Annotated in this window: 21 protein-coding genes; 8 read left to right on the top strand and 13 right to left on the bottom strand. The window is 67.6% G+C overall.

Going from position 1 to position 21,586, the window contains the following annotated elements; genetic code table 11:
• The first annotated feature begins 25 nt into the window (after positions 1 to 25).
• Positions 26 to 1,126 carry an extracellular solute-binding protein gene (locus EJP69_RS02455; protein WP_093195129.1) on the top strand — a complete coding sequence of 367 codons (1,101 nt, stop codon included), beginning with the start codon at positions 26 to 28 and terminating at the stop codon, positions 1,124 to 1,126.
• Here the strand turns inward: EJP69_RS02455 and EJP69_RS02450 are convergent.
• The 6 genes from EJP69_RS02450 to EJP69_RS02425 are packed head-to-tail and all read right to left on the bottom strand — an operon-like array spanning position 1,104 to position 7,774.
• Positions 1,104 to 2,504 carry an LLM class flavin-dependent oxidoreductase gene (locus EJP69_RS02450; RefSeq protein ID WP_126468604.1) on the bottom strand — a complete coding sequence of 467 codons (1,401 nt, stop codon included), beginning with the start codon at positions 2,502 to 2,504 and terminating at the stop codon, positions 1,104 to 1,106. The genes EJP69_RS02455 and EJP69_RS02450 overlap by 23 nt on opposite strands.
• A 53-nt stretch (positions 2,505 to 2,557) precedes the next feature.
• Positions 2,558 to 3,427, bottom strand: coding sequence for an ABC transporter ATP-binding protein (locus tag EJP69_RS02445; RefSeq protein ID WP_126468603.1), 870 nt, complete (start codon positions 3,425 to 3,427; stop codon positions 2,558 to 2,560).
• Between the two features lie 27 nt (positions 3,428 to 3,454).
• The gene (locus EJP69_RS02440; RefSeq protein ID WP_093307176.1) at positions 3,455 to 4,270 is read right to left on the bottom strand and encodes an ABC transporter permease; all 816 of its coding nucleotides are present in this window, start codon (positions 4,268 to 4,270) and stop codon (positions 3,455 to 3,457) included.
• Positions 4,267 to 5,136, bottom strand: coding sequence for an ABC transporter permease (locus EJP69_RS02435; protein ID WP_126468602.1), 870 nt, complete (start codon positions 5,134 to 5,136; stop codon positions 4,267 to 4,269). The genes EJP69_RS02440 and EJP69_RS02435 overlap by 4 nt, the downstream gene beginning before the upstream one ends.
• Positions 5,133 to 6,230 carry an ABC transporter substrate-binding protein gene (locus EJP69_RS02430; protein ID WP_420824200.1) on the bottom strand — a complete coding sequence of 366 codons (1,098 nt, stop codon included), beginning with the start codon at positions 6,228 to 6,230 and terminating at the stop codon, positions 5,133 to 5,135. The genes EJP69_RS02435 and EJP69_RS02430 overlap by 4 nt, the downstream gene beginning before the upstream one ends.
• Before the next feature lie 26 nt (positions 6,231 to 6,256).
• Positions 6,257 to 7,774, bottom strand: a complete 1,518-nt coding sequence (locus tag EJP69_RS02425) for an amidohydrolase family protein (protein ID WP_126468601.1) — start codon at positions 7,772 to 7,774, stop codon at positions 6,257 to 6,259.
• Between the two features lie 315 nt (positions 7,775 to 8,089).
• Between EJP69_RS02425 and EJP69_RS02420 the strand changes: the two genes are divergently transcribed.
• The 5 genes from EJP69_RS02420 (at position 8,090) to EJP69_RS02400 (ending at position 13,883) form a co-directional block, all read left to right on the top strand.
• Positions 8,090 to 8,863, top strand: coding sequence for a MetQ/NlpA family ABC transporter substrate-binding protein (locus EJP69_RS02420; RefSeq protein WP_240652007.1), 774 nt, complete (start codon positions 8,090 to 8,092; stop codon positions 8,861 to 8,863).
• A 10-nt stretch (positions 8,864 to 8,873) separates the two neighbouring features.
• Positions 8,874 to 10,472: an ABC transporter substrate-binding protein gene (locus EJP69_RS02415; RefSeq protein ID WP_126468599.1), complete on the top strand. Its 1,599-nt coding sequence runs from the start codon at positions 8,874 to 8,876 to the stop codon at positions 10,470 to 10,472.
• Between the two features lie 157 nt (positions 10,473 to 10,629).
• Complete coding sequence (locus EJP69_RS02410) at positions 10,630 to 11,484, top strand: LysR family transcriptional regulator (RefSeq protein ID WP_126468598.1); 855 nt, start codon at positions 10,630 to 10,632, stop codon at positions 11,482 to 11,484.
• Positions 11,485 to 11,780: 296 nt separating this feature from the next.
• Positions 11,781 to 12,770: an agmatine deiminase family protein gene (locus tag EJP69_RS02405; RefSeq protein ID WP_126468597.1), complete on the top strand. Its 990-nt coding sequence runs from the start codon at positions 11,781 to 11,783 to the stop codon at positions 12,768 to 12,770.
• Positions 12,771 to 12,863: 93 nt separating this feature from the next.
• Positions 12,864 to 13,883: an agmatine deiminase family protein gene (locus tag EJP69_RS02400; protein ID WP_126469263.1), complete on the top strand. Its 1,020-nt coding sequence runs from the start codon at positions 12,864 to 12,866 to the stop codon at positions 13,881 to 13,883.
• A 21-nt stretch (positions 13,884 to 13,904) separates the two neighbouring features.
• Here the strand turns inward: EJP69_RS02400 and EJP69_RS02395 are convergent, their stop codons facing one another.
• The 6 genes from EJP69_RS02395 to mltG all read right to left on the bottom strand — a co-directional run bounded on the left by EJP69_RS02395 (position 13,905) and on the right by mltG (position 18,581).
• Positions 13,905 to 14,585, bottom strand: coding sequence for an ankyrin repeat domain-containing protein (locus EJP69_RS02395; protein ID WP_093195119.1), 681 nt, complete (start codon positions 14,583 to 14,585; stop codon positions 13,905 to 13,907).
• Positions 14,582 to 15,388, bottom strand: a complete 807-nt coding sequence (locus tag EJP69_RS02390) for a TatD family hydrolase (RefSeq protein ID WP_126468596.1) — start codon at positions 15,386 to 15,388, stop codon at positions 14,582 to 14,584. Before EJP69_RS02390 ends, EJP69_RS02395 begins: the two co-directional genes overlap by 4 nt.
• A 115-nt stretch (positions 15,389 to 15,503) precedes the next feature.
• A complete protein-coding gene (locus EJP69_RS02385) occupies positions 15,504 to 15,890 on the bottom strand; it encodes a PilZ domain-containing protein (RefSeq protein WP_093306771.1) in 387 nt (128 codons plus the stop codon).
• Positions 15,887 to 16,900, bottom strand: coding sequence for a DNA polymerase III subunit delta' (locus EJP69_RS02380; RefSeq protein WP_093306772.1), 1,014 nt, complete (start codon positions 16,898 to 16,900; stop codon positions 15,887 to 15,889). The genes EJP69_RS02385 and EJP69_RS02380 overlap by 4 nt, the downstream gene beginning before the upstream one ends.
• On the bottom strand, positions 16,897 to 17,562 hold the full coding sequence (gene tmk, locus EJP69_RS02375) for a dTMP kinase (protein ID WP_126468595.1): 666 nt from the start codon (positions 17,560 to 17,562) through the stop codon (positions 16,897 to 16,899). Before tmk ends, EJP69_RS02380 begins: the two co-directional genes overlap by 4 nt.
• The gene (gene mltG / locus EJP69_RS02370) at positions 17,559 to 18,581 is read right to left on the bottom strand and encodes an endolytic transglycosylase MltG (protein WP_126468594.1); all 1,023 of its coding nucleotides are present in this window, start codon (positions 18,579 to 18,581) and stop codon (positions 17,559 to 17,561) included. The genes tmk and mltG overlap by 4 nt, the downstream gene beginning before the upstream one ends.
• Positions 18,582 to 18,706: 125 nt before the next feature.
• Here mltG and ygfZ point away from each other — a divergent pair, with 125 nt between their 5' ends.
• Both ygfZ and EJP69_RS02360 read left to right on the top strand, forming a co-directional pair.
• Positions 18,707 to 19,633, top strand: coding sequence for a CAF17-like 4Fe-4S cluster assembly/insertion protein YgfZ (gene ygfZ / locus EJP69_RS02365; RefSeq protein ID WP_126468593.1), 927 nt, complete (start codon positions 18,707 to 18,709; stop codon positions 19,631 to 19,633).
• Positions 19,634 to 19,780: 147 nt separating this feature from the next.
• Positions 19,781 to 20,710 (top strand): hypothetical protein, encoded by a 930-nt coding sequence (locus tag EJP69_RS02360; RefSeq protein ID WP_126468592.1) that lies wholly within the window; start codon positions 19,781 to 19,783, stop codon positions 20,708 to 20,710.
• Here the strand turns inward: EJP69_RS02360 and EJP69_RS02355 are convergent.
• Positions 20,704 to 21,579, bottom strand: coding sequence for a YbgC/FadM family acyl-CoA thioesterase (locus EJP69_RS02355; protein ID WP_126468591.1), 876 nt, complete (start codon positions 21,577 to 21,579; stop codon positions 20,704 to 20,706). The two genes, EJP69_RS02360 and EJP69_RS02355, sit on opposite strands and share 7 nt — an antisense overlap.
• Between the last annotated feature and the right edge of the window lie 7 nt (positions 21,580 to 21,586).

Below are 21,586 nucleotides of genomic sequence, written 5' to 3'. Positions count from 1 at the left end.
TCATTCGCAGAAAGAAAGCATCCGCATGAAGCAGAGAAAGAGAAGCCCCCGTCCGCTGCAGGCCCTGACCGCGCTCGCGATCGCGCTGGGCAGCATCTGTGGCGTCGGTCCGGCCTGGAGCCAGGCGAAGGAAGTCGTCACGCAGGACCCCGGCGGCACCTATGGCGAGAACCTGCGCCGGCTGGTGTACGACCCGTTCACCAAGGAAACCGGCATCAAGGTGCTGACCGTGCAGGAGGCCCGCGGCGGACCGCGCGTCAAGGCGCAGGTGGAGGCGAAGCGCACCGAGTGGGACCTGAGCTTCATCTTCGACCAGGAAGTCCGCCTGCTCGACCCCTACCTCGCCGAGATCGACTACAAGAAACTGTCTCCCGAGGCGCAGAAGACCGTCGCTTCGCTGCCGAAGGAAGCCGTGCGGCCCAAGGGCGTGGCGCTGCAGGTGATCGGCGTGGCGCTGGTCTACAACAAGGAAGCCTTCCCGTCGAAGAAGTACCCGAAGACCTGGGCCGACTTCTGGAACGTGAAGGACTTCCCGGGCAAGCGCTGCCTGCCGCAGTGGTCGCGCTTCGTGTTCGAGTCGGCGCTGCTGGCCGACGGCGTGCCGGCCGACAAGATCTACCCGGTCGACTTCGAACGCGCGCTGCGCAAGATCGCGGAGATCAAGCCGCACGTGGTCAAGTGGTGGCTGACCAACTCGCAGGCACCGCAGCTGCTGCTGGACGGCGAGGCCTCGGCCTGCCTCTCGTACACCGGCCCGGTCGCCCGCCTGAAGAAGGAAGACGCCAACGCGCCGCTGGAGCTGACCTGGGACCAGGCCTTCACCTACTACGACTTCTTCTCGATCCCGAAGGACGCGCCGCATCACGATGCCGCGCTCAAGCTGCTGTCGTTCCGCCTCGACGCGGAGCGCGCGGCACGCCTGGCCGAAGCCACCAGCGTTGCGCTGCCGTCGCCGCGCGTGTACGCGGCGGCCGACCCGAAGCTGCGCGACTACTGGACGAACAGCCCCGAAGTGGAGAAGAAGGCGATCAAGTGGAACGCCGACTTCTGGGGGGCCAAGGCACCGGACGGAACCACCAACGAGGAATACGCCCAGCAGAAGCTCAACCAGCTGCTGGCACGCTGAGCGGCGTTGCCTCTCTCGCCCCGGCGATCGCCTTGCGCGCGGCCGGGGCAGGGTGGGCCGGCCGCTTCAGGCCGAGATGCTCGCGCAGCGTCCGGCCTTCGTACTCGCTGCGGAAGAGCCCTCGGCGGCGCAGCTCGGGCAGCACCAGCGCGATGAAGTCGGTGAGCCCGCCGGGCAGCGTCGGCGCCATGATGTTGTAGCCGTCGGCGCCGTGGTGCACGAAGCGCTCCTCGAGCTGGTCGGCGATCTGCCCGGGCGTGCCCACCAGCTGCCAATGGCCGCGCGCGCCGGCCACGCGCTGGTAGAGCTGGCGGATCGTGAGGTTCTCGCGCCGCGCCAGGTCGATCATCAGCTGCTGGCGGCTCTTGCTGGCATTGGTCTCGGGCAGCGGCGGAATGGGCCCGTCGAGCGGATGACCCGACAGGTCGAAGCCGCCCGTGAGGCCCGACACCAGCGCGAGGCCCACGACCGGATCGATCAGCGACTGCAGCTGCTCGAACTTTTCCTTCGCCTCGCTTTCGCTGCGGCCCACCACCGGGAACACGCCGGGCAGGATCTTCAGGTCGTCGGCGTCGCGGCCGTACCTGGCAAGGCGCCCCTTGATGTCGGCGTAGAAGGCGACCGCGTCCTCCAGCGTCTGCTGCGCGGTGAACACCGCCTCGGCGGTGCGCGCGGCAAGCTCCCTGCCGGCCTCGGAGGAGCCTGCCTGCACGACCACCGGGTGGCCCTGCGGCGGGCGCGAAACGTTGAGCGGCCCCTGCACCGAGAAATGCTTGCCGCGGTGATGCAGCACATGGCGCTTGTCGGGGTCGTAGAAGCGGCCGCCGGCCTTGTCGCGCTCGAAGGCGTCGTCTTCCCAGCTGTTCCACAGGCCCGCGACCACGTCGGCGAACTCGCTGGCGCGCTCGTAGCGGTCGGCATGCGCGAAGTGTTCCTCGCGGTTGAAGTTGCGCGCTTCGTGGGCGCTCGAGGAAGTGACCAGGTTCCAGCCCGCGCGGCCGCCCGAGATGTGGTCGAGCGAGGCGAACTTGCGCGCGATGTGATACGGCTCGTTGAAGCTGGTGGAGGCTGTGGCCACGAGGCCGATGCGCTGCGTCACCGCGGCCAGCGCGGAGAGCAGGGTGATGGGCTCGAACTGCGCCTGGTAGCTGTGCGCGGTGCGGCTCAGGAAGTCGACGTTGTCGCCGCGCGTGCCCACGCCGTCGGCCAGGAAGATCAGGTCGAACTTCGCGGCCTCGGCGGCCTGTGCGAGCTCGATGTAGTGCCTGAAGTCGATGCCGGCATCGGCCTTGGCCTCGGGATGGCGCCAGGCGGCGATGTGGTGCCCGCTCGGATAGAGAAAGGCGCCCAGGCTCAGGAAGCCCTTGCGTTGGGTCATTGGGATGTGTTCCTCGAAGAAAGAAAAACCGCCGGGCAGGGCCGGCGGAGGGCTCACCAGGCGAGTTGCAGCTGCGGCAGGGCGACGTTGCCCGCGGCGAGCCCGCCCCTGGCGGGCGGCTCGGCGCGCGGTCGCGGTTCGGTGTCCAGGAAGTCGCTCAGCACGTCGTCGCGCAGCCGGATGAATTCCGGATCGCTGCGGTTGCGCGGATGGGGCAGGTCGACGTCGACGATGCGCCGGATGCGCCCCGGCGAAGGCTGCATCACCACCACGCGGTCGCCGAGGAAGACGGCTTCCTCCACGTCGTGCGTGACCAGCAGCATCGTGATGCGCTCCTGCTGCCAGATGCGCTGCAGCTCGTTCTGCAGCCGGGATCGCGTGAGCGCGTCGAGCGCGCCGAAGGGCTCGTCGAGCAGCAGCACGCGCGGGCGGTTGACGAGCCCGCGCGCGATCGCCACGCGCTGGGCCATGCCGCCGGAAATCTGATGCGGCCACGAGCGTTCGAAGCCGTTCAGGCCCACGAGCGCGACGTGCTCGGCCACGAGTTCGGCCTTTTCCTTCGCGGTGAATGGCGCGTTGCGCAGGCCGACGGCGATGTTCTGCGCCACCGTCAGCCACGGAAAGAGCCGATGGTCCTGGAACACGATGCCGCGCTCGCGCCCGGTGCCCGAAATGGGCTGGCCGCCGAGCAGGATCTGGCCTTCGTACTGCGCGTCGAGCCCGAGGATGAGGCGCAGCAGCGTCGACTTGCCGCAGCCGCTCGCGCCGACGATGCTCACGAAGCGCCCGGCGGGCACGTGCAGGTCGATGCCTTCGAGCACCTGCAGCTCGCCGCCGTCGGCCTGCGTGCTCGCGTAGCGCTTGCCGAGGGCGCGGATGTCGAGTGCGTTCGACGAAACTGTCGGGGTGGTGGCGTTGCTCATTTGTTCGTTGCGTGCGGTTGTGCGGTTTCAGCTGCTGCGGCCCGTCCAGCGCGCCAGCCTGCGCTCGAGCGCGCGGGCCGAGGCGTTCATGAGCCAGCCGACAAGGCCGATCACGAACATGCCGAAGATCACCAGGTCCATCTGGAAATGCTCGCTGCCTTCGATCAGCGTGTTGCCGATGCCGCGGCCGGCCACCAGCAGGTATTCGGCGCCGATGGTCGCGAGCCAGGAATAGATGAGCGCCAGGTACACGCCCGTGAAGATCGAGGGCAGGGCGGCCGGCAGCACCACCTGCGTGACGGTCTGCCAGCGCGTGTAGCCGTAGACGCGCGCCACTTCGAGCAAGGGCGCAGGCGTGGTGCGGATGCCGTCGCAGGTGTTGACCACCACGGGCACCAGCGCGGCCAGCGAGAGGAATACCACCTTGGCCACGTCGCCGAGGCCGAACCACACCGAGATCAGCGGAATCCAGGCGAACAGCGAGATCTGCTTGAAGGTGTTGAAGCTCGGTCCGACGATGCGGTTGAAAAGCGGCGACAGCCCCAGCAGCGCGCCGAGCACCAGGCCCGAGGCGGTGCCGATCAGGAAGCCCGTGGCCTCGCGCGCCAGGCTGGCGCTCAATGCGCGCCAGAGGCGCCCGCTGGCCACCTGGTCGACGGCAGTGCCGAACACCTTGGCCGGGGAGACCAGCAGCGCCGAGTTGACGACGTCCAGCGACGACAGCAGCCACCACAACGCGACGGCCGCCACGGGCAGCACGAAGCCGCGCCAGCGGCCGCGCTGCTCGGGGCGCAGCGGCTGCACCACGGCCAGTTCGGCCGCATCCTGCGTGGAGGTGCTCATCGCGCGGCTCCGCCGGGCTGGCGCCGGCGCACGGCGGCCTCGAGCCTGTCGAGCAGGCGGTCGATGGCATAGCCGATGGCGCCCACCACGATCACGGCCGCCATCACCAGGTCGAGCTGGAACAGCTGGCGTCCGTAGACGATGAGATAGCCCAGCCCTTCGCTTGAGGCCACGAGTTCCACCACGACCAGCGAGAGCCAGGCCTTGGTGAAGCCCAGCCGTACGCCGGTGAAGAGCGTGGGCACGGCGTGCGGCAGCACGATCTCGAGCACCTGCTGGCGCCGGTCGTAGCCGTAGACCTCGCCCACCTCACGCAGCGAAACCGGCGTCTGGCGGAAGCCCTGCAGCGTGTTCAGTGCCACCGGCACCAGGGCCGCCTTGGCGATCAGGATGTACTTCAGCGGCTCGCCGATGCCCACGATCAGCAGCACGAAGGGCAGCCAGGCCAGCACCGGGATTTGCACCAGCGCATTGAAGGTGGGCAGCACATAGGCCTCGAAGCTGCGCGACAGGCCCATGGCGGTGCCCAGCACGAAGCCCAGCAGCGTGCCGACGGCGAAGCCGATGCCCACGCGCGCGAAACTGGTGCTCACGTGCAGCCAGAGATCGCCGCTGGTGGCCAGGTCGCGCAGGGTTTCCCAGACGAACCGGGGCGGCGGCAGTACCTGCGGAGAGATCCAGCCCTGCTCGGCGCCCGTGTACCAGAGCGCGAGCAGCGCGACGGGCAGGAGCCAGGGGAGGGCGCCCTCGCCGAGGCGGGCGATGCGGCGCCAGGACAGCGACGGGGCGAGAGCTCGCGCCCTGCCGGACGCGGGTGTGTCGTCACGCGGTTGCAGGACGGCCGTCAGCTCGGCTTCGGCGCTCATCTGGCCGCGACCGATGCGGCAGAACCAGCCTTGGGATTGCCCTTGGCGTCGTAGGCCGTCCAGTAGTTCTCCAGCCCTTGCTTCTTCAGCGCGTTCTTCAGGTAGCGCGTGTCGAACCAGTCGTCGATCGACACCTCGCGGCGGATCAGCTTGAGCTTGAGCGCATCGGCCACCACGGCCTTGTAACGCCCGATGATGAAGTCGTCGACCAGCGGCGAGTTGCGCGCGGCGAGCTGTTGCTGGTCGAACTCCGCCGCCCACGACGCGACCGGCGTGCCGCTGCGCGCCCAGATGCGGAACAGCTCGTCGCGGTTCTTCTCGTCGGACGACCAGCGCGCCGCGCGCACGAACACGTCGACCACGCGCTGCACCTCGGCCGGGTTGGCCTGCTCGAACTCGGAGCGAACCAGCAGCGAGGCCTGGCGCGTGAAGGCCGGGTCTTGTCCCTGCGTGGAATACACCACCTTGGCCAGGCCCTGATCGCGCACCTTGAACCACTCGTAGCCGCCGAAGGCCGCATCGACGCCGTTCGACACCAGCGCGGCCTGCGCGCTGCCGGTGTCGAGGTTCACGCCCTTGATGTCGCGTTCGGCCAGCCCGTTGGCCGCCAGCACGTTGATGGCGACGAGATGGCCGTTGGTGCCGCGGAAGATCGAGACGGTGCGGTCCTTCAGGTCCTTGATCGACTTGATGTCCGATTTCGGCGGCGCCACCAGGTAGAGGTTGTTGCGCGCGCCGCTCACCAGCAGCAGCTTGGTCTTCAGGCCGTTGGAGCGGCCGACGATCTGCGGCAGGTCGCCCTGGTAGGCGAAATCGATCTGCTTGTTGGAAAGCGCCTCGTTCACAGCCGGGCCGGCGCCCTTGAAGAACAGCCACTCGACCTTGATGCCCGAGGCCTTGAACTCGTCCTCCAGCCAGTTGTTGACGCGCGCGACGCCGCCCGGCGAGCCGCCCCAGGTGACGGGATCGCCGCCGCCCGCGGTGGCGACGCCGATTCGGATGGTGTCCGGCGCGGCCTGTGCGGGCGAGACGGCTGCCGCCGTGAGGGCCAGGGCGAAGACCAGGGCGAGGGGCGGGGCGGCCCAGCGGCGCAGGTTGGCGAAGAAAGGATGCACCCGGTTCACTTGCCGCCTTTCAGGCCGAGCTTGCGGCCGACTTCGGTGCCTTCGAAGAAGCGCGGGTTGGCCTCGGTGTAGAAGCGATACGGGTTCCCGAAGACGAAGGCCTTGAAGTCGGCGGCGGAGATGACGCCCTGCTGCACGAGGTCCCAGGTCTCGGCCAGCGGCTCGGTGAATTCGGGCACGTCCCAGTGGCCTACGTCGGACGACCAGATCGCGTTGATCTTGGTTCCCAGCGGGTTCACGCGGTCGTTGAAGGCCGCGGCCACGGTGCGGTCGTCCGCCTCGGAGCCGAAGTAGAAGTTGTCGACCCAGCGGTCGCGGATGTCCTCGACCTTCTCGATGCCGGCGAGCGCGAAGTCGTCGATCTCCGATTCGTTCGGCTCGCGGCTGTGCGGCAGCGCGGAAATACCGAGGCTGTCGCGCAGCAGCTTCGACTTGTCGAGCGTGCGGCCCTTGAGGAAGTCGGCACCGTAGCGCTCGAACAGCGATGCGAGCAGCTCGACGTCGGCCTCGGCGGGATCGTAGTTGCGCAGCGCATGCCTGTTGCGCTTCTCCCAGCGGTCCACGAGGTGCGTGTAGACATGCGCTCCCCAGTCGGCACCGCCTTCGAGCAGGCCCACGCGCAGGCCCGGGAAGCGCCGCGTCACGCCGCCGAAGAACAACGCCTTGGCGAAGGCCTGCGAGCCGTCGGCGAAATGGCCGATGTGGTTGTTCATGTAGTTGCTGATCGACTGCCGGCCCGTCCATCCCTGGCTGCCGTAGTGCGTGGTCACGGGCACGCCGAGCTCGACCACCTTGGCCCAGAACGGGTCGTAGTCGTGCTCGCTGTCGATGCCGTAGAAGTCGATGTAGCCCACCTGCCTGGCGATCTCGGGGTGCTCGGCGGCCGGGTACTTCTCGACGATGGCGCGGATCGGGCGACGCACGCCGCCGGCGATGTTGATCACCTTCAGACCGAGCGTCTTGACCGCGAACTCCAGCTCCTCGATGCCTTCCTGCGGCGTGTGCAGCGGAATGCCCGCCACCGGTGTCAGGCGGTCGGCGTAGGGCCGGTACTGGTCGGCATGGAAGTGGTTGATTGCGCGGTGCAGCGGCTGGCGATATTCGCTGCCGGCAGCGGCAGGGGAGAGCACGTCGTTGGGGAACAGGATCGAGTAGTCCGAGCCCTGCTCGCCGAGGCGCTCGTACAGCAGCGCGGGCAGCGTGTAGGTGGCGAGGTCGTAGGTGTTGCGCGTCACGCGGGCCCACCAGGGCGCGCGCAGCGTGCGGTGGAACTGGCGCTCCTCGGGCGTCTGCTGGTACCAGTCCTTGCCGCCGCCGTTGCGCGTGACGAAGCGCCCGCCCAGCGCCTTGCGCAGTGCATCGACGAGCTTGTTGCCGCCGTACTGCGCGACGTAGTCCTCGAGCACGGGCGCGTAGTCGTTGACGTGGACATCCGTGTCGATCACGGGATGGTCGAGGCCGGCCTTCACGGCGGCGGAGCGCGATGCGTGCACGCGGTTCAAACGATCGTTCATCTGCGGATTCCTCGGTGGGAAAGGAAGGAACGGCGCAGGCTACGCGCGGCCTGCACGCTCGCCAAAGAAGGCTTTTGGGATTGCTTAGCCGGTGCATGCATAAGAAGCGGCGGCCCGAGCTTGCAAGCTCGTGCATGCGAAAAACAGATATGGAAGCGCCCATCCGTTGTTTGAGCGAAAGGGCTGCGCGGCTAACCTGCGGCGCCCCGGCCTTCTCGCTTGATGCGTGAAGAAGGCCACCGACAAAAACCTGTTTCATATTTCCCGAGGGAACCCCGAACCATGTTGCTTTCATCCCGACGCGCTTTCTCTGTGATGACGCTTGCTGCCCTTGCTGGCCTCGGTGCCGCCGCACACGCACAGGAGGTGCTGCGCGTGGCCGCATCGCCGGTGCCGCATGCCGAGATCCTCGAGTTCGTCCGGCCACAACTCAAGGCGCAGGGCGTCGACCTGCAGGTGCGCGTATTCAACGACTACGTGCAGCCGAACCTGGCGGTGAGCGACAAGCAGCTGGACGCCAATTTCTTCCAGAACCGGCCGTACCTCGAGTCCTTCAACAAGGACCGCAAGACCGACATCGTTGAAGTGCCCAACAGCGACGTGCACATCGAGCCCTTCGGCGCCTACTCGCAGAAGATCCGCAAGGCTTCGGAGCTGCGCGAGGGCGCCGTGGTCGCGATTCCGAGCGATCCGTCGAACTCGGGCCGCGCGCTGTCGCTGCTGGCGCGGGAAGGGCTGATCAAGCTGAAGGACCCGTCCAACATCAAGTCGACCGCGCGCGACATCGTCTCCAACCCGAAGAAGCTGGTGATCCGCGAGCTCGAATCGGCCCAGCTGCCGCGCGCGCTGCCCGACGTGGACCTGGCGCTGATCAACACCAACTACGCGCTCGAGGCGAAGCTCGATCCGGGCAAGGACGCGCTCTTCATCGAGAGCGGCCAGAAATCGCCCTATGCCAACTTCATCGCTTCGCGCAAGGACAACGCGAGCTCGCCGGCCGTTACGAAGCTGGTGGCCGCGCTGCACACGCCGGAAGTCCGCAAGTTCATCCAGGACAAGTACAAGGGCGCGGTGATCCCGGCTTTCTGAGCGAGAAAACATGACGTTCCGGAATCACACGCGGTCGACCCCGCACCGTGCGGCATCGGCCGTGGCCGCTGTTTTCGCCTTCGCGGCGCTGGCTGCCACGGCCCAGCCGCGCCAGGGCGGCACGCTGAACTGGCTGATCAATCCCGTTCCTTCCTCGATCGTTCCTCTGACGACCACCGCCGGCGGCAACGCCGAGATCGGCCCGAAGATCGTCGAGGGGCTGCTGACCTACGACTACGAACTCAAGCCGAAGCCGCTGCTCGCCACGGCGTGGTCGCAGAGCAAGGACGGCCTGCAATACACCTTCGAGCTGCGCAAGGGCGTGAAATGGCATGACGGCAAGGACTTCACGTCGGCCGACGTGGCCTTCTCGATCCTGACGCTCAAGCAGGTCCACCCGCGCGGACGCGGCACTTTCGCCAACGTGGTGGAGGTGAAGACGCCTGACCCGTACACGGCTGTCATCGTCTTGAGCAAACCGTCGCCGTTCCTGCTGACGGCGCTGGCCTCGACCGAATCGCCGATCGTGCCGAAGCACCTGTACGAAGGCACGGACATCGCCGCCAGCAAGTACAACAGCGCGCCGGTGGGCACCGGGCCCTTCGTGTTCAAGGAGTGGGTGCAGGGTAGCCACATCATCCTGGAGCGCAATCCGAACTACTGGGACAAGCCCAAGCCCTACCTGGACCGCGTCGTGGTGCGCTTCGTGCTCGACGCCGCGGCGCGCGCTGCGGCGCTGGAGTCGGGCGCGGCCGATCTCGCGAACGGGACGGGCGGCATTCCGCTGTCGGACGTGGAGCGGTTCAGGAAGCTGGCCGGGATCGAGATCGACACGCGTATCTCGCCGTACCTGGGCAGCCATCAGCAGATCTACTTCAACCTGGACACGCCCGCGCTGCAGAAGCTCGAGGTGCGGAAGGCGATCGCGCAGGCCATCGACGTCAATGCGTTCGCGAAGACGGTGTGGTACGGCTACGGGACGCCGTCGGCATCGCCGATAGGGAAGGGCATCTCGCGCTATCACGATGCGAGCATCCAGCCGTATCCGTTCAATCCGAAGGAAGCCGAGGCGGCGCTCGACGCGACCGGCTTCAAGCGCGGTGCCGGCGGTACGCGGCTGAAGCTGCGGGTGCTCTACAACCCCTTCCAGGAACGGCGCGCGGCGGACTTCGTGCGCCAGTCGCTGGGGCGAGTCGGCATCGATGCGGCGGTCGAGAGCTACGACTTCGCGACCTACGTCACCAAGGCCTATACGGATCGCGCCTTCGACCTGACGCTGGAAAGTCTCACGAATCTTTTCGATCCCACTGTGGGCGTGCAGCGGGTGTTCTGGTCGAAGAACTTCAAGATCGGGCTGCCGTTCTCCAATGCGCCGCACTACGTGAATCCGGAAGTGGATCGTCTGCTGGAGGCGGCTGCGGTCGAAGTCGATGAAGGCAAGCGCCGGCAGTTGTTCACCGACTTCCAGCAGATCGTGCACCGGGACATTCCGTCGATCGAGCTGGGTGCCAATCCGGCGATCACGGTCGTGGCGAAGAAGGTGCGCGACTATGCGCCGACGGGGGAGCACATCCGGGGAAGTTTCTCGGACCTGTATTTCCAGCCCTGAACCTGGGTGCCGGCAGCGGGGGCTGCCGGCAATAGTCCATAGATTTGAGTCTCCACATTATTTAACATAATGAACATTGTGTACGATATGAATGCATCCGAGCAGACTCCCATCCACCGAGCATTAGCATCGAATCACCCCAAGAATCCCCCGCACCATGTCGAACGCCAGACTGCCTTCCTTCAGATTCCTGATCGGCTTCGAAGCTGCCGCCCGCCTGGGAAGCTACTCGCGCGCCGCGGAAGAACTCTGCATCTCCCAGTCCGCCGTGAGCCATCAGATCGCGCAGCTCGAGGAGCAAGTCGGCCAGCCGCTGTTCAGGCGCAAAGGTCGCGGCGTCGAGCTGACTGTCTCCGGCCGACTGCTGCTCGACAGCGTGGGCAAATCGCTCGACCAGATCCGCAGCGGCCTGAGCCGCATCGAGACCTACATGGACGACAGCCTCGTCACGCTGGTCTGTCCGGCGCCGGTCGTCAAGGGCTGGCTGCAACCGCGCGTCGACCGGCTGCTGCAGGAGCATCCGGCGCTCTGTCCAATCATCTCCATCGACGAAACCGCGCGCTATATCGACGAAATGGACGTCGACATCGCCATCACGCGCGAACCGCTCAAGCAGCGCGGCGTGCTCGAAGTCCCGCTGCTCGACGACGAGCTCGTGGCCGTCGTGCGCCCGGACTCCGATGGCCAGCCTGCGGGAATGCTCTGCCTGGAAACCGACCTCACGAGCGACCGCATCGGCCCCTTCATCCGTGAGCATTTCGGCAACCTGCGCAGGCTCGCGATCTACGACGATCCGCGCCTTCTGCTCGACGCCGCCTTGCGCGGCCATGGCGTGGCGCTCCTGTCGCGCCTGCTGGCCGACGAAGCCTTGCGCAGCGGCCAGTTGCGGCACCTCGCCGCATACCCGAGCCTGCCGCTCGGCACGCTCTGGATCTCGCGCACCGAGGGCGAGCCGCGCCTGCCGCTCGTTCGGCAGGTATTCGACAGCCTGCTGGCGTATTCCAAGGGCTGACATCCAATTCATGAGCTGGATTGCCCAATCAGTCCAGAAAAGATCAGTTTTTCAAATGAGTAAAGGTCGACAGAATCCGATGCCTCAGTAGTTACCCGTAGATTTTTTCAATGACGACTCGACGTGCCCTGATGGGCCTTGGCAGCCTCGGATTCATGAGCGGCATCCTTGCCGCATGCGGCGGCGGCGGTAGTGGCGGTGGCGGCTCCCAAGCCTTGTTCCCCATGCCGGCTCCTTTTCCAACACCCTCCCCGAACGCCCCTTCGCCCTCCCCGCAGCCCGCCGAAGCCTGGCGCATGCCCGACGAAAGCGCTCCGCACCGCGCAGTCTGGATGGCTTTCGCCGCCCGCGAATCCGTGTGGACCGCGCCCATGCGCCAGCCGGTGCAGCAGGCCCTGGCGCGCATCGCCAACGCGATCAGCGTCTATGAACCGGTCAAGATGCTTGTGGGCGCGGACGATTTCGCCACGGCCCGGCAGCTCTGCGGCTCCAACGTGCAACTGATCCAGCACGAGATCGACGACCTCTGGATGCGCGACACCGGCTGCGTCTTCGTTCGCAACGCCCGCGGCGAGCGCGCCGCGGTGAGCTTCAATTTCAACGGATGGGGCAACAAGCAGCCGCACGCCCGCGACGCCACGGTGGCCGCGCGCATGGCCGAACTGTCCGGTGTTCCGCTGCTGCGCAGCCGGCTCGTGATGGAAGGCGGCGGCATCGAAGTCGACGGCGAAGGCACGGCCATCATCACCGAGAGCTGCGTGCTCAACGCCAACCGAAATCCTGGCGTCAGCAAGGCCGACGCCGAAGTCGAGCTCAAGCGACTGCTGGGCCTGGAAAAGATCATCTGGCTGCCGGGCATCGCCAACCGCGACATCACGGACGGCCATACCGACTTCTATGCCCGCTTCATCAAGCCGGGCGTGATCGTCGCGGCGCTGGAAAACGACGAGACCTCCTTCGACCACAAGGTGACACGGCGCCACCTGGAACTGCTGCGCACGGCCACCGACGCACGCGGCCGTGCCCTGCAGATCGTCGTGCTGGAAACGCCTGGCAAGGTGCGACCCGAGTTCGCCCGCAAGGACTTCGCCGCCGGCTACGTGAATTTCCTGATCACCGACAAGGCCCTTTTCCTACCCGAATTCGGCGATGCTGTCGCCGACTCGGCGGCCCGCAATGCGCTGGCGGCCCAGTTGCCCAGCCACCAGATCGTGCAGCTGAACATCGACGCCATCGCCGCGGGCGGCGGCGGCATCCACTGCACGACGCAGCAGGAACCCGTGTAGCAGGACACCGACATGCGCATGCCCCCTCCCCTGACCCGTCGCCGCCTGCTGGGCGGCCTGAGCCTCGCGCCGCTGGGACTGGCCGTGCCGTCGATGGCGGCGGCACCCGAGTCCTGGCACATGCCCGACGAAGGCGACCCGCATCGTGCCACCTGGATGTCCTTCGGCCCCAATGAAGACGTCTGGGGCCGGCGCCTGCTGAAGCCGGTGCGCGAGCACCTGGCGCTCGTCGCGCGCACGATCGCGGCCTTCGAGCCCGTGCGCATGCTGGTGAACGAGGAAGACCACGACCTCGCGGCCCGCCTGTGCGGCAACCGGGTGCAGCTCGAGGTGCAGCCGGTCGACGACCTCTGGATGCGCGACACCGGCCCCGTCTTCGTGCGCAACGGCGCCTCGGGCCAGTGGGCCGGGGTCGACTTCAACTTCAACGGCTGGGGTCGCAAGCAGGAGCACGAGGCCGACGCCGAGGTCGCCGAGTACGTGACGCGCGCCGCCGGGGTGCAGCGGCTGCGTACCAAGCTCGTGCTGGAGGGCGGCGGAATCGAGGTCGATGGACAAGGCACGGCCATCATCACCGAGAGCTGCGTGCTCAACGCCAACCGCAACCCCGGCCTGGGCAAGGAAGCCTGCGAGGCCGAACTGAAACGGCTGCTGGGCCTGCGCAAGATCATCTGGCTGCCGGGCATCGCAGGGCGCGACATCACGGACGGCCACACCGACTTCTACGCGCGCTTCGCGTCGCCGGGCGTGGTGGTGGCCGGCCTGGACGAAGACCCCGACTCCTACGACCGTGCCGTCACCCGGCGGCACCTGGAAATCCTGAAGCAGGCCACGGATGCGCGCGGCCAGCGGCTGCGCGTGGAAGTGCTCAAGGGACCGGAATCGGTGCGCAAGAAGCACGAAACGCCCGAGTTCGCGGCGGGCTACATCAACTTCTACGTGTGCAACGGCGCGGTGATCGCGCCGCAGTTCGGCGACTCGCGGGCCGACGGCAATGCCCGTTCGCTGCTGCGCGAGCTGTTTCCGCGCCGCGAGGTGGTTCAGCTCGACATCGACGCCATCGCCGCGGGCGGCGGCGGCATCCACTGCACGACCCAGCAGCAGCCGCGCTAATAAGGGGCTCCCTTCAGGGACTTACCACTTGCCGTCCTTCGGAACGGCCTTGGCCGCGCTGGCCTTTGCGTTGGCTGCCGCAGCGATCATCGAAGCGGCTTCCGAGCGGTTCGCCTTGTTCGCGAAGTCGACGGCGGTCATGCCCAGCTGGTTCTTCATGGTGGTGTCCGCGCCTTCGTCCAGCAGCAGCTTCACTGCGTCGTTCGAGCCGTACATGGCCGCCATCATCAGCGGCGTGCTGCCGTTGGGCGACTGGGCATCGATGAAGGCGAAGTTCTCGAGCAGCACTTTCATGATCGCGATCTGCCCGCTGGTGGCCGCGTAGTGCAGCGGCGTCCAGCCGGTCTTGTTGACGGCGGCGTCGCGCTTGAGCAGCTGGTCGACCACGTCCTGCTGGCCCTTGATGGCGGCCAGCATCAGCGGGGTCTCGTCCTTCGGGCTGGCGATGTCGACGTCGGTCTGCGGCGCCTCGATCAGCACTTTCACGACCTTGGGCGACGGCTCCCGCAGCGCGATCAGCAGGCCCGTCTGGCCGTGTTCGTCGCGCGTGTTGGGGTCGAAGCCGCGCTGGATCAGGTTGCGCACGCCGCTGGCGTTGTCTCCGCGCACGGCCCGGAAGAAATCCTCGAACGAACCGGCATGAGCTGCAAAAGATGCAGCAATGACAATGAGATAAATCGATTTCTTGAAGTAGTTTTTCATGATTTGACTTCCCTGAACAATGTCTCGAAGTTGTCGCTCGTGGCCTTGGCGATGGCCTCCACGGGCATCTTCCGCAGCTCTGCGATCTGTTGTGCCACGTAGGGCACGTACGACGGGTTGTTGGTCTTGCCGCGGTACGGCACCGGCGCGAGGTACGGGCTGTCGGTCTCGATCAGCATGCGGTCGAGCGGAACGAAGGCGGCGACGTCGCGCAGGTCCTGCGCCTTCTTGAAGGTCAGGATCCCGGAAAACGAGATGTAGAAACCCAGGTCGAGCGCGGCGCGCGCCACCTCGGCGGTCTCGGTGAAGCAATGGAAAACGCCGCCGGCGGCACCAGGAGAGGCATCCTCGCCCTCCTCCTTGAGGATCGCCAGCGTGTCCGCCGAAGCTTCGCGGGTGTGGATGATCAGCGGCTTGCGCGTCTGGCGGGCTGCGCGGATGTGCACGCGGAAGCGGTCGCGCTGCCATTCCAGGTCGGAGATGCTGCGGCCGCCCTTGCGCTCCTCCATCTGGTAGTAGTCGAGGCCGGTCTCGCCGATGGCGACCACGCGCGGCCTTGCGGAAAGGCTCACCAGGTCTTCGACCGTGGGCTCGGCGATGTCCTCGTTGTCGGGGTGCACACCCACGCTGGCCCAGAAGTTGTCGTAGCTGGCGGCAAGGGCCTGCACTTCGTCGAATTCCTCGAGCTTGGTGCAGATGCAGAGGGCCCGGTCGACCTGCGCCGCGGCCATGGCAGCGCGGATCTGCGGCATCTGGCCCGCGAATTCGGGAAACGTGAGGTGGCAGTGGGAGTCTGTGAACATCGGAATGGATGGAGTGCGCGGCGCTCGCCCTTGTCAGGCCCGCCCGGGCTGTCGGCCTGTGTATGGGAGGGTGGCGCCGTCGAACGAGTTCCGCGTCACATGGACGGCGGAAAACTCAGATGGTTTGCGTGGGGCGGTCGGATGCCATCGAGCCGCCGAGCGCCGCCTCGATGCGCGCCTTCAGCTGGCGCGACTTCTCGTCCGAAGGAAAACGGATGCCCACGCCAGGCGCCCGGTTGCCGGCGGCGCGCGGCGGCGTGATCCAGGCCACCTTGCCTGCCACCGGGTAACGCTGCGGGTCTTCAGGCAGCGTCAGCAACACGTAGACGTCGTCGCCCAGCCGGTATTCGCGCGAGGTCGGAATGAAGATGCCGCCTTCGGCGAACAGCGGGATGTAGGCCGCGTACAACGCGCCCTTTTCCTTGATCGCGAGCTGGATGACGCTCGGCCGGGCGGGTGTGGAGGCTGCTGCGGACGCAGCTGAAGCGGCAGGTTGGTTCATGGGCGACGAGCGGCAGAGTTTAGGGTGGTTCGCGCTTCGCTCACAAGCGCTTCGAGCATGAGGCCCGCATTGAACGGGTGTTCCGCGGTTCTCGCGGCACTTGCGAGCGACTTCGACCAACGCGCGAGCGCCAGCCGGGACGGCGCCGCCGGCAGGTCGGCGGCATCGAAGAAACGGGGAGCGGCGCCGTTGCCCACAGCCATCAGGTCATGGCAGAGCTTCTGCAGGGCACCGACGGCTTGCGCGGGCAGATGATCTGCAAGCGCCCCGACGTCTCCGCGCACCATGGCCTTGGGCAGCAGGGCCCAGGCCTTCGGCGACTGCCCCGATCGGGCGAGCCGCAGGGCGTCGCTGGGCCGGCCGCCGGCGGCGCGCAGCAAGGCGGGCGCGTCGGCCGCGGGCACGTCCTGCGCGGCCAGCCAGGCCTCGGCCTCGGCGGTTTCGGGCCAGGGCAGCGTGAAGCCCAGGCAGCGGCTGCGGATGGTCGGCAGCAATTGCCAAGCGGCCTCGCTCGCGAGCACGAAGCGCACGTCGCCGACGGGCTCCTCCAGCGTCTTCAGCAGCGCGTTGGCGGTGATCGTGTTCATGCGCTCGGCCGGATACACCAGCACCACCTTGCCGCGCCCGCGCGCGCTGGTGCGCTGGGCGAAGCCGACCGCGTCGCGCATCGCCTCGACGCGGATCTCGCGGCTGGGCTTGCGCTTCTTGTCGTCGATTTCGGCTTGCGCCTTCTCATCGAGCGGCCAGTTCAGCTCGTGCATGGCGATCTCGGGCATCAGCACACAAAGGTCGGCATGCGTGCGCACCTCGATGGCATGGCAGCTCGGGCAATTGCCGCAGGCGACGCCCTCCTGCGTCGGCTGTTCGCACAGCCATGCGGAAGCCAGCGCCAGCGCCAGTTCGTATTGGCCGATGCCGGACGGGCCCTGCAGCAGCCAGGCATGGCCGCGCTGGCGCAGCAGCTCGGTCAGCGGCCTGCGCAGCCAGGGGGACAGTGCCTCGGCGCTCATCCGGCGCCTCTGCCGGCCAAGACGCCGCGCGTCGTCAATTCGGACTCGATCTGCAGCCAGACCTGCTCGCGCGTCTGGCTGGCGTCGATGCGCACGAAACGCCGGGCATCGGCGCTCGCGCGGTCCGCATAGCCCTGCGCCACGCGGCGGAAGAACTCGACCGGCTGCGCCTCGAACTTGTCGGGCACCCGGGCGCCGGCCAGCCGCTGGGCGGCGATTTCGGGGGCGAGGTCGAACCACAGCGTGACGTGCGGCTGCAGCAGCGTCGAGGCGGGCAGTGCCGCCCTCCCCGCCTGGGCCCATTGCTCCAGCGTCGAAAGCACGGCCAGGTCGAAGCCGCGCCCCGCGCCCTGGTAGGCGAAGGTGGCGTCGGTGAACCGGTCGCACAGCACCACGTCGCCGCGCGCCAGCGCCGGCTCGATGACCTGCACGATGTGATCGCGCCGTGCCGCGAACACCAGCAGCGATTCGGTAAGCGGGTCCATCGGCTGTTCGAGGATCAGGCCGCGCAGCGTCTCGGCCAGCGGCGTGCCACCGGGCTCGCGCGTGCGCACCACCGTGCGGCCCTGCGCCTTGAACAGCGCCTCCAGCGCATCGAGATGGCTCGACTTGCCCGCGCCGTCGATGCCTTCCAGCGTCAGAAACAGACCTTGGTCACTCATTGGGTCGCCTTCGATTTGGAATCGCCGCCGCCACGCTGGTAGCGGTTGACCGCACGATTGTGATCGTCGAGCGAACTGCTGAACTGGCTGGTGCCGTCGCCGCGCGATACGAAGTACAGCGATTTGCTTTGCGCCGGCTGCACCGCCGCCAGCAGCGCCGCCTTGCCCGGCATGGAGATCGGCGTGGGCGGCAGGCCGCCGCGCGTGTAGGTGTTCCAGGGGGTGTCGGTCTGCAGGTCCTTCTTGCGCAGGTTGCCGTCGAAGGCCGTGCCCATGCCGTAGATGACCGTCGGATCGGTCTGCAGCGGCATGCCGATGCGCAGGCGATTGGTGAACACGGCCGAGATTTCCGCCCGGTCGTTGGCCTTTCCTGTCTCCTTTTCGACAATGCTGGCCAGAATAAGCGCTTCATCGGCCGATTTCAGCGGCAAGTCGGAGGCGCGGGCGGCCCAGGCGGCTTCGAGCTTCTTGTCCATGGCGCGCATCGCCCGTTGCAGCAGGGCGACGTCGGTCGAGCCCTTCGAATAGGTGTACGTGTCCGGGAAGAAGCGCCCTTCCGGGTGCAGGCCCGGCTTGCCGAGCTTGACCATGAGCGCCTCGTCGGTCATGCCCACGCTCTCGGGCTTGAGCTGGTCGGCCTTGGCGAGCGCGGCGCGCACCTGGCGGATGTTCCATCCCTCGACCAGCACCACGCTGCGCGTGGCCTCCTCGCCGCGCACCAGGATGTTGAGCAGCAGCTTGGGCGTGACGCCGCGCTCCAGCTCGTAGCTGCCGGCGCGCATCTGGCGGTCTTGCCCCGAAACGCGGAACCACAGGTAGAGCAGCTGTGGCTGCACGTCGACACCCGTGTCGGCCACGGCCTGGGCGATGCCGCGCGGCGTGGTGCCGGGCTCTACCGACAGGTCGACGCTGGGCGCCGGCAGCCTGAGCGGCTGGTGCACCCACCAGAGGCCGGCGCCGCCGAGCGCGAGCGCGGCCAGGGCGGCGAGCAGGAAAAGCGTGAGGAAGAAGCTGCGCACGAGTCCGATGTGGGGATGACGGAGAAAAGACGGAGGCGTCGGATAGAAAAACGGTGCCCTTGCGAACCGAAGGGCTGGAGCCCCTGCCGCCCCGAAGGAACAAGCCCGGCCATGATAATTCAGCGATGACCACTGTCGTTCTCAATGGGGTGACCGCCCTCTCCCACCTCGGCGTGATCCGTGCCGAAGGCCCCGACGCCGCCAGTTTCCTCCACGGCCAGCTCACACAGGACTTCTCCCTGCTCGGTGCCTCCGACGCCCGACTGGCCGCGCTGTGCACCGCCAAGGGCCGGGTGATCGCAAGTTTCATCGGCATCAAGCCGCAACCCGACCTGATCCTGCTGGTGTGCAGCCGCGACATCCTGGCTGTCACGCTCAAGCGCCTGTCGATGTATGTGCTTCGCGCCAAGGCCAAGCTGACCGATGCCACTGAGCAATACGCGCTGTACGGCCTGGCCGGCACCGCCCTGACCGCCAACGGCCTCGACGCTGCCGCCGCGCCCGGCAAGCGCACCGCCATCGGCGACGAGGTCAGCGCCGTGTCGCTGTACCCGGCGGACGGCGTGCCGCGCGCCCTCTGGATCGCGCCGGCCGGCCATGCCGCCCCCGCGGGCCCGACGCTCGACGACAACCTCTGGCAGTGGAGCGAGGTCCGCAGCGGCATCGTGACCCTGACCACCCCGGTCATCGAGGCCTTCGTGCCGCAGATGATCAACTACGAGTCCGTGGGCGGCGTGAACTTCAAGAAGGGCTGCTACCCCGGCCAGGAAGTGGTCGCGCGCAGCCAGTTCCGCGGCACGCTCAAGCGCCGCACGTACCTCGTACAGGCCGATGCTCCGGTGTCCGTGGGGCAGGAAGTGTTCGCCGCCGGCGATGCTGAACAGCCCGTGGGCACCGTGGCGCAAGCCGCGCCGGCACCCGATGGCGGCTGGTCCGCACTGATCTCGATGCAGATCGCCGCGCTCGAGGCCGGCGGCTTGCGCGCGGGCGCGGCCGATGGCCCCGCGCTCACGGTCGAGCCGCTGCCCTATCCATTGCTCGAAGACATCTGAGCCACCCTACCCCCAACGCCCCTGGAGAAAAGGAGCGTTTGGCGCTATCGAAGAGATAGCGCCATTTTTTTGCGCGTCGTTTAACCCCGCCGGCGGTGCCGCTCCGTAGAAGCCTGCACCGATCAACTCCGGCAAGGAAGACACACCATGAAGCGCAGACTCTTCTCCACCGCCCTGGCCCTGAGTGCCGTGGCTTCGTTCTCGGCCTGCGCGCAGACCTCGGAACGAACTTATGTTCCTTCCACGCCGTCCAGCCGCATCGGCTCGCTGATGCAGATCAGCGTGGTCGACCGCGGCACCGGCGCCGAGCTGCCTATCTACCGCCATCGCGGCGAATACTGGGTGGCCGGGCGTCCCGGCGCACGCTACGCCATCCGGGCACGCAACGCGATGGGCGAACGCATCATGGCCGTGATGTCCGTCGACGGCGTCAACGTGATCACCGGCGAGACCGCGGGCGTCGGGCAGAACGGCTACGTGTTCAGCGCGCGCGAGCGCAGCGACATCACCGGCTGGCGCAAGAGCGACTCGCAGATCGCGGCTTTCGAGTTCGCAGCGGCCGGCAATTCCTACGCCAGCCGCACCGGCCGGCCCGACGACGTGGGCGTGATCGGCGTCGCGATGTTCCGCGAGCGCATGCCCGAGCCGCCGCCTCCGCCGATCACTCCTTTCCCGCGCCGCGACGAATACGGCGGATACGGCCCCGAGCGCGAGCGCCGCAGCGAATCGTCGTCGTACCAGGGCGATGCGCGTGCAAAGGCCGGTGCAGCCGACAGCGCCGCGCCCGCTGCGGCTGCCGAGTCTTCCGGAAATCTGGCTCGTCAATCCGCGCCCAGTCCGAGCCTGGGCACAGCGCATGGCCGCCGCGAAACTTCGTATGTGGGCAAGACCACCTTCGAGCGCGCGCAGTCGTCGCCCGACGAGGTGGTGCGCATCCGCTACGACAGCCGCGAGAACCTCGTCGCCGCCGGCGTGATCCCGGTGCCGCCTCCGCCGCGCTGGCCGCGCCCGGCTGGTCCGTCACCGTTCCCGGGCTCGGAACCCGGCTACGTGCCGGACCCGCCCAGCCGCTACTGAGAGGAAGAAGAAAGAAGAGACCGGCGCATCTCGATGTGCGGGATGCCGGCCTCCTCGAAGCCCTCGCCGTGCGGCACATAGCCCAGCCGCACATAGAAGCGCTCCGCGCTGCGCTGCGCGTTCAGCGCGACCACGCTGGCGCCGCGCTCCCTGGCGGCATCTTCGAGCGCCTGCATCACCGCCGCGCCGTGGCCGCCACTGCGCAGGTTGCGATGCACGGCCACGCGGCCGATGTGCGAGATGCCGTTCTCGGCCGGCAGCAGGCGTGCCGTGGCGATCACCTGGCCGAGGCGGTTGCGTGCCACGGCGTGCAACACCACGGCGTCTTGCTCGTCCCACTCCAGCGCTTCGGGAATGTTCTGCTCCTCGATGAACACGGCCCGCCGCAAGGCACTGGCGCCTTCGCCGAGCGTGGCCCAGTCACCCGTCTCGATGATGCGCATCGACTCGCCGGCCTCGAAGCCCGTCAGCACCTCGCGCAGCGCCGCCGGCACCGGCTTCGAAGTCTGCGTGGCGGGGTCCGCGAACACGTAGACCAGCTCGCAGCCGACCAGGAACTGGTCCTGCCGGAACAGCCCGCCCTCGAACACCATCGACGAATTGCCGATGCGCGCGCAGCGCATGCCCACGTCGAGCACGTCGTCGATGCGCGCCGAAGCCTGGAAATCGACCGTCGCCTTGCGCACGTACAGGTCGCCGCCCATCGAATGCATCGACTCCTCGTACGGCAGCGCCAGCGCGCGCCAGTAGTCCGCGATGGCGGTGTCGAAGTACATCAGGTAGTGCGCGTTGAAGACGATCTTCTGCATGTCGACTTCGGCCCAGCGTACGCGCAGGCGGTGGAAAAAGCGGAAATCGCTACGTTGCATTCATGTC

It is taken from the genome of Variovorax gossypii (assembly GCF_003965815.1).
GTDB lineage: Bacteria > Pseudomonadota > Gammaproteobacteria > Burkholderiales > Burkholderiaceae_C > Variovorax > Variovorax gossypii.
The sequence above is the reverse complement of the archived record's forward strand: the minus strand, read 5'-3'. Positions and strand labels throughout refer to the sequence as shown.

What these genes read in the sequence shown, in the direction of transcription:
- EJP69_RS02385 (WP_093306771.1), bottom strand. Translation starts at nt 15,890, where the DNA reads ATGAACCAACCTGCCGCTTCAGCTGCGTCCGCAGCAGCCTCCACACCC.
- EJP69_RS02420 (WP_240652007.1), top strand. Translation starts at nt 8,090, where the DNA reads ATGACGCTTGCTGCCCTTGCTGGCCTCGGTGCCGCCGCACACGCACAG.
- EJP69_RS02440 (WP_093307176.1), bottom strand. Translation starts at nt 4,270, where the DNA reads ATGAGCACCTCCACGCAGGATGCGGCCGAACTGGCCGTGGTGCAGCCG.
- EJP69_RS02445 (WP_126468603.1), bottom strand. Translation starts at nt 3,427, where the DNA reads ATGAGCAACGCCACCACCCCGACAGTTTCGTCGAACGCACTCGACATC.
- EJP69_RS02455 (WP_093195129.1), top strand. Translation starts at nt 26, where the DNA reads ATGAAGCAGAGAAAGAGAAGCCCCCGTCCGCTGCAGGCCCTGACCGCG.
- EJP69_RS02380 (WP_093306772.1), bottom strand. Translation starts at nt 16,900, where the DNA reads ATGAGCGCCGAGGCACTGTCCCCCTGGCTGCGCAGGCCGCTGACCGAG.
- EJP69_RS02405 (WP_126468597.1), top strand. Translation starts at nt 11,781, where the DNA reads ATGCCCGACGAAAGCGCTCCGCACCGCGCAGTCTGGATGGCTTTCGCC.
- EJP69_RS02400 (WP_126469263.1), top strand. Translation starts at nt 12,864, where the DNA reads ATGGCGGCGGCACCCGAGTCCTGGCACATGCCCGACGAAGGCGACCCG.
- EJP69_RS02435 (WP_126468602.1), bottom strand. Translation starts at nt 5,136, where the DNA reads ATGAGCGCCGAAGCCGAGCTGACGGCCGTCCTGCAACCGCGTGACGAC.
- EJP69_RS02450 (WP_126468604.1), bottom strand. Translation starts at nt 2,504, where the DNA reads ATGACCCAACGCAAGGGCTTCCTGAGCCTGGGCGCCTTTCTCTATCCG.
- EJP69_RS02415 (WP_126468599.1), top strand. Translation starts at nt 8,874, where the DNA reads ATGACGTTCCGGAATCACACGCGGTCGACCCCGCACCGTGCGGCATCG.
- EJP69_RS02390 (WP_126468596.1), bottom strand. Translation starts at nt 15,388, where the DNA reads ATGTTCACAGACTCCCACTGCCACCTCACGTTTCCCGAATTCGCGGGC.
- tmk (WP_126468595.1), bottom strand. Translation starts at nt 17,562, where the DNA reads ATGAGTGACCAAGGTCTGTTTCTGACGCTGGAAGGCATCGACGGCGCG.
- EJP69_RS02360 (WP_126468592.1), top strand. Translation starts at nt 19,781, where the DNA reads ATGAAGCGCAGACTCTTCTCCACCGCCCTGGCCCTGAGTGCCGTGGCT.
- EJP69_RS02410 (WP_126468598.1), top strand. Translation starts at nt 10,630, where the DNA reads ATGTCGAACGCCAGACTGCCTTCCTTCAGATTCCTGATCGGCTTCGAA.
- EJP69_RS02425 (WP_126468601.1), bottom strand. Translation starts at nt 7,774, where the DNA reads ATGAACGATCGTTTGAACCGCGTGCACGCATCGCGCTCCGCCGCCGTG.
- EJP69_RS02395 (WP_093195119.1), bottom strand. Translation starts at nt 14,585, where the DNA reads ATGAAAAACTACTTCAAGAAATCGATTTATCTCATTGTCATTGCTGCA.
- EJP69_RS02355 (WP_126468591.1), bottom strand. Translation starts at nt 21,579, where the DNA reads ATGCAACGTAGCGATTTCCGCTTTTTCCACCGCCTGCGCGTACGCTGG.
- ygfZ (WP_126468593.1), top strand. Translation starts at nt 18,707, where the DNA reads ATGACCACTGTCGTTCTCAATGGGGTGACCGCCCTCTCCCACCTCGGC.